This window comes from Streptomyces sp. NRRL F-5122 (assembly GCF_001507435.1).
GTDB lineage: Bacteria > Actinomycetota > Actinomycetes > Streptomycetales > Streptomycetaceae > Streptomyces > Streptomyces lannensis.
This window is the reverse complement of the sequence record NZ_LMWH01000183.1, coordinates 107,989-117,883: the sequence shown is the minus strand read 5'-3', so window position 1 is coordinate 117,883 and position 9,895 is coordinate 107,989. Positions and strand designations below refer to the sequence as shown.

Annotated in this window: 6 protein-coding genes; 1 reads left to right on the top strand and 5 read right to left on the bottom strand. The window is 71.0% G+C overall.

Annotated features, from left to right (window positions below; all coding sequences use genetic code 11):
- Positions 1 to 700 (bottom strand): maltotransferase domain-containing protein (locus ADL25_RS19245; protein ID WP_159044952.1); only part of this gene is annotated, 700 nt, incomplete at its 3' end.
- A gap of 258 nt (positions 701 to 958) precedes the next feature.
- Positions 959 to 2,137, bottom strand: a complete 1,179-nt coding sequence (locus tag ADL25_RS19240; RefSeq protein ID WP_420711349.1) for a S8 family peptidase — start codon at positions 2,135 to 2,137, stop codon at positions 959 to 961.
- Between the two features lie 404 nt (positions 2,138 to 2,541).
- Here ADL25_RS19240 and ADL25_RS19235 point away from each other — a divergent pair, with 404 nt between their 5' ends.
- The gene (locus tag ADL25_RS19235; RefSeq protein ID WP_059129007.1) at positions 2,542 to 5,166 is read left to right on the top strand and encodes a glycosyltransferase family 1 protein; all 2,625 of its coding nucleotides are present in this window, start codon (positions 2,542 to 2,544) and stop codon (positions 5,164 to 5,166) included.
- Positions 5,167 to 5,205: 39 nt separating this feature from the next.
- Here ADL25_RS19235 and ADL25_RS19230 read toward each other — a convergent pair whose 3' ends face one another.
- From ADL25_RS19230 to ADL25_RS19220, 3 genes are all read right to left on the bottom strand, one after another.
- Positions 5,206 to 5,712, bottom strand: coding sequence for a DUF1990 family protein (locus ADL25_RS19230; protein ID WP_059129001.1), 507 nt, complete (start codon positions 5,710 to 5,712; stop codon positions 5,206 to 5,208).
- A gap of 66 nt (positions 5,713 to 5,778) precedes the next feature.
- Positions 5,779 to 7,449 carry a M4 family metallopeptidase gene (locus ADL25_RS19225; protein WP_059129000.1) on the bottom strand — a complete coding sequence of 557 codons (1,671 nt, stop codon included), beginning with the start codon at positions 7,447 to 7,449 and terminating at the stop codon, positions 5,779 to 5,781.
- Between the two features lie 239 nt (positions 7,450 to 7,688).
- Positions 7,689 to 9,734 carry a M4 family metallopeptidase gene (locus tag ADL25_RS19220; RefSeq protein WP_059128999.1) on the bottom strand — a complete coding sequence of 682 codons (2,046 nt, stop codon included), beginning with the start codon at positions 9,732 to 9,734 and terminating at the stop codon, positions 7,689 to 7,691.
- Positions 9,735 to 9,895 lie beyond the last annotated feature (161 nt).

Genomic DNA, 9,895 nt, shown 5'->3' with positions numbered 1-9,895 from the left:
CCCCCCGCACATCCGAACACGACACCCCCTCACGCAACGGAAACCGCCCCAACACCCCACCCACCTCAGGCGTCAACGCACCCGCCAGACGAGAGGCCGCCGGACGGCCGGTGTCCCGCAGGGCGTCCACCGCGGCCAGGAGGGCCTGTCGTCCGTCCTCGTCCTCCGGGACGCCGGCGGCCGCGCGTTCGTAGAGCCGTGCGCCTTCCTCCAGGACCAGTTCGGTGTCGAGACCGGCAGGGATCTTGATCTCGGCGTGGTGCCGCCAGGTGGTGACCGGATCGCCCCACGCCTGAACGGCGTAGGTCCACCGGCCCTCGCTCGGCAGGGAGACGGTGGCGCCCCAGCGGTCGGTGCCGGGGGCCAGTTCGCGCATCGGGGTCCAGGGGCCGGGCCGGCCTTCGGGGTCTGCGAGGACGACATTGGCGGCGACGGCGTCATGGCCCTCGCGGAAGACCGTGGCGGAGATCTCGAACTCCTCGTCCACCACCGCCTTGGCCGGACGCCGGCCCTGGAGGACGAGGGGGCGTACGTCGAGTACGGGGATTCGCCCGATCGTGGGACCGGCGTCCGGGGGCGGAGTGGGACTCGGGGCCGCGGAGGATGTCCGCGGGGCGGGGGGCACGGCGTCGGCCTGCTCCTTCGAGGGGGCGACGGTGCTGTTGGTCGAGGGTGCCGGCGAGTGGTGCGTCGGGGGCATGACCGCTCCTGTCCGCGTCGACGTGGGTGGGCGGATGAGGGTGTCGGAAGACGGGTCAAGCGGGGCTACCGGAGGAGCCTTCCCACCCTGTGCGGGTGGGCATTCCGGCACTTTGTTAACTACTCACGCGTATGTCTACCTTCAAGACCGGCCGCATCCGGAACAGCGAAAAGGTCCGGCCCCGCCCTCAGGGGCGAGGCCGGCAAGGTTACGCGTGTCCGGTTAATTCTTCTTTACGCCTGTCCGTTCGACTGTCGGTCAGGGATTGGCCACATGCAGCAGCCTGTTGGGTGATCCGGTCCCCGCGTTCTTCACCTTCCCGTGCACTGCCTGCTGCACCAGCGCCCGGCTCACCTGTGCCGGAGTGGCCTTCGGATGTTTGGCGAGATAGAGCGCCGCCGCCCCCGCGACATGCGGTGCCGCCATCGACGTACCGGAGAGGGTCGCCGTGGCGGTGTCGCTCGCGGACGAGTCGGAGGTGATGGCGACGCCGGGGGCGAACAGGTCCAGGCTCGAACCCCAGTTGGAGAAGACCGCCCGGGTGTCGTTCCGGTCGCCGGCACCCACCGTGACGGCCTGGGGGACGCGGGCCGGGGAGTACAGACCGGCCGGGAGCCCCTCGTTGCCGGCAGCGACGGTGTAGCTGACGCCGGAGGCGATGGAGTTGCGCACGGCCGCGTCCAGTTGGGTGCTCGCGTAGCCGCCGAGGCTCAGGTTCGCCACCGCGGGCTTTCTCGCGTGCCTGGTGACCCAGTCGATGCCCGCGATCACCTGCGCGGTGGTGCCCGCGCCCTTCGCGTCCAGGACGCGCACCGCGACGACCTTCGCCCGCTTGGCGACCCCGTATCCGGTGCCCACGGCGGTCCCGGCGACGTGCGTGCCGTGCCCGTTGGCGTCGGACGCGGTCCTGTCGTTGTCCACGAAGTCCCAGCCGTAGCCGGCCCGGCCGCCGAAATCCTTGTGCGAGATGCGGATTCCGGTGTCGATGACGTACACCGTCACGCCCGCGCCCGCCGGTTCGGGCCAGGTGTAGCCGCGGTCGAGCGACCGGCTCGGCTGGTCGATACGGTCCAGGCCCCACGAGGGCGGGTCCTTCTGGTAGTGGTCCAGGGTGACTCTGGTGTCCTGGACGACCGATGCCACGTGGGAGTCCGCCGCCAGGCGCCGGGCCTGCCGCTCGTCGACTCTCACCGCGTACCCGTTGAGGGCGGTTCCGTAGGTCTGGCTTATTTTCGCCCCGTACTTCTCGGCGATGCTCCTGCCGAGTGCCGACGGGGCCTTCGTTCCCCCCTTGAGCGTGACGATGTAACTTCCGCTGACGGCGCCGGGGCCACCGGCGCCCAGGACGACCCCCTCCGGGGCGGCCTGCGCGGTCGGGCTGAGGGCCGAGAGCGCGGCGACCGTGGTGACCGCGGTGAGGCTGCCTGCCCAGCGCAGACGCGCGTTTCCCGTCCGTGTCATGACTCGAGTTCCCCTCCTCGACTCGGCGTGGCGCGGCCGGGGTTCGTCCGTGTCCGGGCGGTACGCCGGCCGCTACGCCAGTGGGCAGCCTCTCGTGCGGCGTGAACCGTCACAAGGTCGCCCAGGAGGGCGGAATCGGCCATATCGGCAGGGGTCGGTATGTAAAGGTTGCGTTGTCTTTCGGGCGTCCCGGTTCGGGCGATCCCGCCCCGTCCGGCGCGCGGAGGGCGCCTCGTAGGGCCGCCGTGCGGGTGTCCGGGGGACGGCGGAACCTCGCCGCGGCGGCGACCCGGGCTGCGTACAAACCCGACGGTAGGCGAACCCAGCGGCGTACCGTCGGGTGTGACATGCCGCCCACGTCCTCCGTGAAGGTGGAATTCGTGAAGGCCATCCGCAGGTTCACCGTACGTCCCGTCCTCCCCGAAGCCCTTCACCCGCTGAGCGACCTGGCGCGCAATCTGCGCTGGTCGTGGCATGCGGAGACCCGTGACCTCTTCCAGTCCGTCGACCCCGAGTGCTGGGCCGCCTGCGACGGCGACCCGGTGCGGCTGCTGGGGAGCGTGCCTCCCGCCCGGCTCGCCGAGCTGGCCGAGGACCGCCGCTTCCTGCGCCGCCTCGCCGCGGTCGGCGACGACCTCGCCGACTATATGAGCGGCGACCGCTGGTACCAGTCCCGTTCGTCCGGCTCCGACCTCCCCGCCGCCATCGCCTATTTCTCGCCCGAGTTCGGCATCACGGCGGCGCTGCCCCAGTACTCCGGCGGCCTCGGCATCCTCGCCGGCGACCATCTGAAGGCGGCCAGCGACCTCGGCGTCCCCCTGATCGGCGTCGGTCTGCTGTACCGCCACGGCTACTTCCGGCAGACCCTCTCGCGGGACGGCTGGCAGCAGGAGCACTATCCGGTGCTGGACCCGAACGAACTGCCCGTGGTGCCCCTGCGCGAGCCCGACGGCACGCACGCCCGGGTCTCCCTGGGGCTGCCGGGCGGCCGCCGGCTCCAGGCCCGCGTCTGGCTAGCCCAGGTGGGCCGGGTGCCGCTGCTCATGCTCGACTCGGACGTCGAGGAGAACGACCTCGGCGAACGGGGCGTCACCGACCGGCTGTACGGCGGCGGCAGCGAGCACCGGCTGCTGCAGGAGATGCTGCTCGGCATCGGCGGGGTGCGCGCGGTACGCACATACTGCCGGCTGACCGGGCACGCCGGGCCCGAGGTGTTCCACACCAACGAGGGCCACGCCGGTTTCCTCGGCCTGGAGCGGATCGCCGAGCTGTGCGACGGCGGTCTCGACTTCGACTCCGCCCTGGAAGCGGTCCGGGCGGGCACGGTCTTCACCACCCACACCCCCGTCCCCGCGGGCATCGACCGCTTCGACCGGGAACTGGTGGCCCGGCACTTCGGCCCGGACGCGGAACTGCCCGGGATCGACGTGGAGCGGATTCTGCGACTCGGGATGGAGACGTACCCGGGCGGTGAGCCGAATCTGTTCAACATGGCGGTCATGGGTCTCAGGCTCGGCCAGCGCGCCAACGGCGTGTCCCTGCTGCACGGCAACGTCAGCCGGGGGATGTTCTCGGGCCTGTGGCCGGGCTTCGATCCCGACGAGGTGCCGATCACGTCCGTGACCAACGGGGTGCACGCGCCGACCTGGGTGGCGCCGGAGGTGTTCCGGCTCGGGGCGCGGCAGATCGGCGCCGAGCGTACCGAGGACGCCCTGACGGTGGGCGGCCCCGAACGCTGGGACGCGATCGAGGAGATCGCCGACCAGGAGATCTGGGATCTGCGCCGGGACCTGCGCGAACAACTGGTGGTGGAGGTACGGGAGCGGCTGTACGCGTCCTGGCGGCAGCGGGGTGCGGGGACGGCCGAACTCGGCTGGATCGACGGGGCGCTGGATCCTGACGTGCTGACGATCGGATTCGCCCGGCGTGTGCCCTCGTACAAGCGGCTGACGCTGATGCTGCGCGACCGGGACCGGCTGATGGAACTGCTGCTGCATCCCGAGCGCCCGATCCAGATCGTGGTGGCCGGCAAGGCGCATCCGGCGGACGACGGCGGCAAGCGCCTGATCCAGGAACTGGTCCGGTTCGCGGACGACCCGCGCGTGCGCCACCGGATCGTCTTCCTCCCGGACTACGGCATGGCGATGGCGCAGAAGCTCTATCCGGGCTGCGACGTCTGGCTGAACAACCCGCTGCGCCCGCTGGAGGCCTGTGGCACCAGTGGTATGAAGGCGGCGCTCAACGGCGGCCTCAACCTCTCGGTCCGGGACGGCTGGTGGGACGAGTGGTACCAGCCGGACTTCGGCTGGTCGATCCCCACGGCCGACGGCGCGGCGACGGACGAGGACAGGCGCGACGACCTCGAGGCACATGCGCTGTACGAGCTGCTGGGGAAGCGGGTGGCCCCGCGCTTCTACGAGCGGGGCCAGGGCGGACTGCCCGACCGCTGGATCGAGATGGTCCGCCGTACGCTGATGAACCTGGGCCCGAAGGTGCTGGCCGGGCGGATGGTGCGCGAGTACGTGGAGCGCCTCTACACCCCGGCGGCCCATGCGCACCGGGCGATGAGGCCGGACACGGCGCGTGAGCTCGCGGCGTGGAAGGCACGGGTACGGGCGGCCTGGCCGGGCGTCACGGTCGACCACGTCGAGACCCCGGCAGCGGCGGCGACGGCCGAACTGGGCACGACACTGGCGCTCCGCGTCCGTGTCGGCCTCGGCGAACTGGCGCCCGGCGACGTGGAGGTCCAGGCGGTCTCGGGCCGCGTCGACTCCGACGACCGCCTCGCGGACGCGACGGCGACCGCGCTGAAACCGGCGGGCGGTCCTGAGCCGGACGGCCGCTGGGTGTACGAGGGCCCGCTGGCGCTGGACCGGACCGGGCCGTACGGCTACACCGTGCGGATCCTGCCGGCGCATCGCCTGCTGGCCTCCGGTGCGGAGCTGGGCCTGGTGGCGGTGCCGTCGGAGGAGGCGGGGGAGGGAGCCGGGCTGCTGATGCGCTGAGCGGGGCGTGCGGGGCGGCGCCGGTCCTGTCGCCGTGGGCTAGGAGTCCTCGTCCCCGCACAGCCTCTGCAGCGCCGCGCCGCACCGTCGTGCGTAGGCGTGCTGGAGGCCCCGTGCGGCCGGGCCGCCCGCCTTCGTGTACCACTTGGCCGGGCGGCTGAAGGCCGTGATCGTCAGCCAGACCGTGCCGTCCCCGGTGCGGTCCACGACGAAGGACTCCTCGCCGCACTCCGGGTGGCCGGGCAGCGTCCCGTACGCCCAGCCCGCCCGGCGGTGCTCCTCGACCGTCCAGACCACCCGACAGGGGGCCTTGATCACACCGCCGAGGGTGACGGTGACATCGACTCCGGCGGCGGCCCGGTCCTCGGCCGCGATGACGCCGAGGCCCGCCGCCCGGTGCATCTCCCAGGTGAGGACCGCCTCGGCCGCCCGGCGGAACACCTCGTGGCCCTCGCCGATCCTTGTGCGAAGGTGCAGGGGACGGAAGCCCTCTGGGCAGTGGCCGGGCTTGCGGGTCGCACCCACATCCTCGTACGTGAACGACATGGGCCCAGCGTAGGACGGCCCCCGGCGGCGTCGTCGCCCCGGGGGCCGCCATGTCCTATCTGTGTACTAGTTCACGTTGACGGCGGACCAGGCCGACGCCACCGCGTTGTACTCGGCGCTGCCGGAGCCGTAGAGGGCGGCGGCAGCCGAGAGCGTGCCCGTGCGGGCCGACTTGTAGTTGGTGGTCGACGTGAAGTACGTCGTGAGCGCCTTGTACCAGATCTGGAGCGCCTTGGCGCGGCCGATGCCGGTGACGGTGGAGCCGTTGGAGGTGGGCGAGTTGTAGGTCACCCCGTTGATCGTCTTGCTGCCGCTGCCCTCGGACAGCAGGTAGAAGAAGTGGTTCGCCACGCCCGACGAGTAGTGCACGTCGAGGTTGCCCACGCTCGAGGACCAGTTGTCGGCGGAGCCGCCGTCCTTGCTGGGCTTGTCCATATAGCGCAGCGGGGTGCCGTCGCCGTTGATGTTGATCTTCTCGCCGATGAGGTAGTCGCCCGGGTCGGCGGAGTTGTTCGCGGCGAACTCGACGCCGGTGCCGAAGATGTCCGAGGTGGCCTCGTTCAGGCCGCCGGACTCGCCGGAGTAGTTGAGGCCGGCGGTGTTGGAGGTGACGCCGTGGCTCATCTCGTGACCGGCCACGTCCAGCGAGGTCAGCGGGTGGTTGTTGCCCGAGCCGTCGCCGTAGGTCATGCAGAAGCAGCTGTCGTCCCAGAACGCGTTGACGTACGAGTTGCCGTAGTGCACCCGGGAGTATGCGGCCTTGCCGTCGTTCTTGATGCCGCTGCGGCCGAAGGTGCTCTTGTAGAAGTCCCAGGTGGCCTGTGCGCCGTAGGCGGCGTCCGCGGCCGCGGTCTGGTCCGTGGAGGAGCTGGAGGCCGTGCCCGTGCCCCAGACGTCGTCCGCGTCGGTGAACAGCGTGCCGGTGCCGGAGGTCCTGTGCGCCAGGTTGTACGTCTTGTGGCCGCCGCGCGTGGTGTCGTACAGCTGGTACGTCGAACCGGACTTGGTGGTGTTCAGGGTGACCGTGCCCGAGTACAGGCTCTTGCCCGTGCCGGTCTCGATCCCCTGGTACTCGTAGAGCTTCCTGCCGGTGGCGGCGTCGGTGACGACGTGCAGCTGGTTCGGGGTGCCGTCGTCCTGGAGCCCGCCGACGACCGTCTCGTACGCGAGGACCGGGGTGCCCGAGCCGGCCCAGATCACCTTGCGCGCCGTGCCGTCGGCCGCGGACCGGTCCGAGCCCGCCGCCTGCGCGGCCTTGACGGCCTGCTTCTCGGCCGTCGCCGCGGTGACCTGCGGCTTGAGGGAGGCCACCTTGATCGTCGCCTGCGTCGCTCTGGTCACGCCCTCGGTCCTGCCGGACTTCGACTCGTGGACGACCAGGTCGCCGCCGAGGACCGGAAGGCCGGCGTAGGTGCGCTCGTAGCGTGTGTGGACCGTTCCGTCGACGTCCTTGACGACGTCCTTGACGACCAGTTGTTCCTTGACGCCGAGGCCTATCTTCCGGGCCGTTTCGGGTGCCGCGGTCCGTGCCTGCTCGACGAGGGAGGCGCGCGCGGTCGAGGACAGGGTGACCGGGGCGGCGGCGAGCGGGGCGGCGGCGGTCCTGCCCGCTCCCGGGGTCGCGTCCTGGGCGGTGGCGACACCGGTGCTCAAGCCGGTGGTGAGCAGGGCTCCTGATGCGACGGCGGTGGCGATGGCCAGGGTGGTGCGCTTGTGACGCGCGTAGAGGGAAGTCACGCAAACTCCTTCTGTGGGGGCGCCCGGACGGCGTGGGGTGCCGTTCGGACGGAATGAAGTTGCGGTGCGGGTGAGCCGTGCGGTGGAAGAGTGACATCAAAGACGCGTACATGTCAGGTGCCGGACGTGAGGTTGTCTCAAATTCGACAGAGTGATGAACGTTGTCGGAGGACGAACGGGCGCCGCCCGGGGGGCGAACCCCCGGACGGCGCCTTGTCCCTGCCGCTTGCGGGAGCGGTTTACGGGAAGGTCAGCTTCCAGCTGTTGATCCGGCCGACGTCCTGGGCCGCCTGGTCCTGGACCCTCAGCTGCCACGTCCCGTTGGCCGTTTGGGCCGAGGCGTTGACCGTGTAGGTGGCCTGCACGTTGTCCGCCGAGTCGGACGAGCTGGCGTTCTTCAGGCGGTACGCGGTGCCGGAGGGGCCCACCAGGTCGATGACCAGGTCGCCCCGCCAGGTGTGCGTGATGTCGACGGTCACCTGGAGATTGCTCGGCGCGTTTCCGGTCCTGCCGGACACGGTGATCGACGAGGTGACCGCCGGCCCGTTGTCCGGAATGGACACCGGCGTGGTGTTCTCGAACGAGGTGCCGCCACCGCCGCCCCCGCCGGAGCGGGCCCCGACCGCGACCGCCGCCCAGGCGTCCTGCACCGCCTTGTACTCGGCGCTCGTGGTGCCGTACAGCTCACCGGCCGCCGCGAGCGTGCCGGTGCGGGCCGCCGCGTAGTTGGTGGTCGAGGTGAACTTGGTGGTGAGCGCGCGGTACCAGATCTGCAGCGCCTTGTCGCGGCCGATACCGGTGACCGGCAGCCCGTCCGCGGTCGGCGAGTTGTAGCTCACGCCGTTGATGACCTTGGCGCCGCTGCCCTCGCTCAGCAGGTAGAAGAAGTGGTTCGCGGGGCCCGACGAGTAGTGCACGTCGACCGATCCGATCCCCGAGTACCAGCTGTCCTTGGACGCGCCGTCCTTGCTGGGCTTGTCCATGTAGCGCAGCGGGGTGCCGTCGCCGTTGATGTCGATCTTCTCGCCGATCAGGTAGTCACCCGGGTCGGCGGAGTTGTTCGCGTAGAACTCCACGCCGGTGCCGAAGATGTCCGAGGTCGCCTCGTTCAGACCGCCGGACTCGCCGGAGTAGTTGAGACCGGCGGTGTTGGAGGTGACGCCGTGGCTCATCTCGTGACCGGCCACGTCCAGGGCCGTCAGCGGGTCGGCGTTGCCCGAGCCGTCGCCGTAGGTCATGCAGAAGCAGCTGTCGTCCCAGAACGCGTTGACGTACGAGTTGCCGTAGTGCACCCGGGAGTAGGCCGCCTTGCCGTCGTTCCTGATGCCGCTGCGGCCGAAGGTGCTCTTGTAGAAGTCCCAGGTGGTCGCGGCGCCGTAGTGGGCGTCGGCGCCGGCGGTCGCGGCGTTCGACGTGGTGCCGTTGCCCCACGTGTCGCTCGACTGCGAGAACAGCGTGCCGGTGCCGGACGTGCCGCGGTTGAGGTTGTACGTCTTGTGGCCGCCGCGCGAGCCGTCGTTCAGCGTGTACGTCGAGCCCGACTGCGTGGTGGTCAGCGTGACCTGTCCGCTGTACTGGGTGTTGCCGATGCCGTTCTTGACACCCTGGTAGCGGAAGAGCTCCTTGCCCGTGGCGGCGTCGGTGACGACGTGCAGCTGGTTCGGCGTCCCGTCGTCCTGGAAGCCGCCGATGACAGTCTCGTACGCGAGGGTGGGCTTGCCGCCGGCCGCCCAGATCACCTTGCGGGGCGCGCTGTCGGCGCCGGTCTGCTGCGAGCCCGCCGCCCGGGCGACGGACAGCGCCTGCTTCTGTGCGGTCGAGGCGGAGACCGCCGGCGTGAGCGAGGCGACCTTGACGGTGGCCTGGGTCGCCTTGACGACCTGCTCGGTCTGCCCGGACGCGGCCGTGTCCACCACCAGGTCGCCGCCGAGGACCGGAAGCCCGGCGTAGGTGCGCTCGTAGCGGGTGTGGAGGGTGCCGTCGCCGTCCTTGACGACGTCACGGACGACGAGCTTCTCCTGGGCGCCGAGGCCGATCGCCCGGGCGGTGTCCGCCTTCGCCGTGTCGGCGTCGCGGATCAGCTCGGCACGCTGCGAGGGGGACAGCTTCAGCGCGGTGTGTGCGGGATTGATCTTCCCGGCGGCGGGGGCGGCCGGAGCCGCGGCGCTCGCGGCGCCCGTCTGGACGGCGGCGGCCAGCAGGGCGGAGACGCCGACGAGGGCGAAGGCGACGGCGCTGCGGGCGGGGGTGTGGGAGGTGCGTCTGCGAGAGGAACTGCTTCTCAACACTGACTCCTTCTGCGTGGCCGCGGGTCGCGCGGCCAGGGGAGACCGGACGGCTGGTCGGCCGTCCGGGCAGAACAGGCGGAACGCGGAACCAGGTGCATGAAGGTGACGGGCCGCCGCACGACGTGGAGCTGTGGGGGTGCTGTGAAGCGGCCGTGGGA

Bases quoted from the DNA above. Each gene is read 5' to 3' on its own strand.
- ADL25_RS19230 (WP_059129001.1), bottom strand. From the start codon at position 5,712: ATGTCGTTCACGTACGAGGATGTGGGTGCGACCCGCAAGCCCGGCCAC.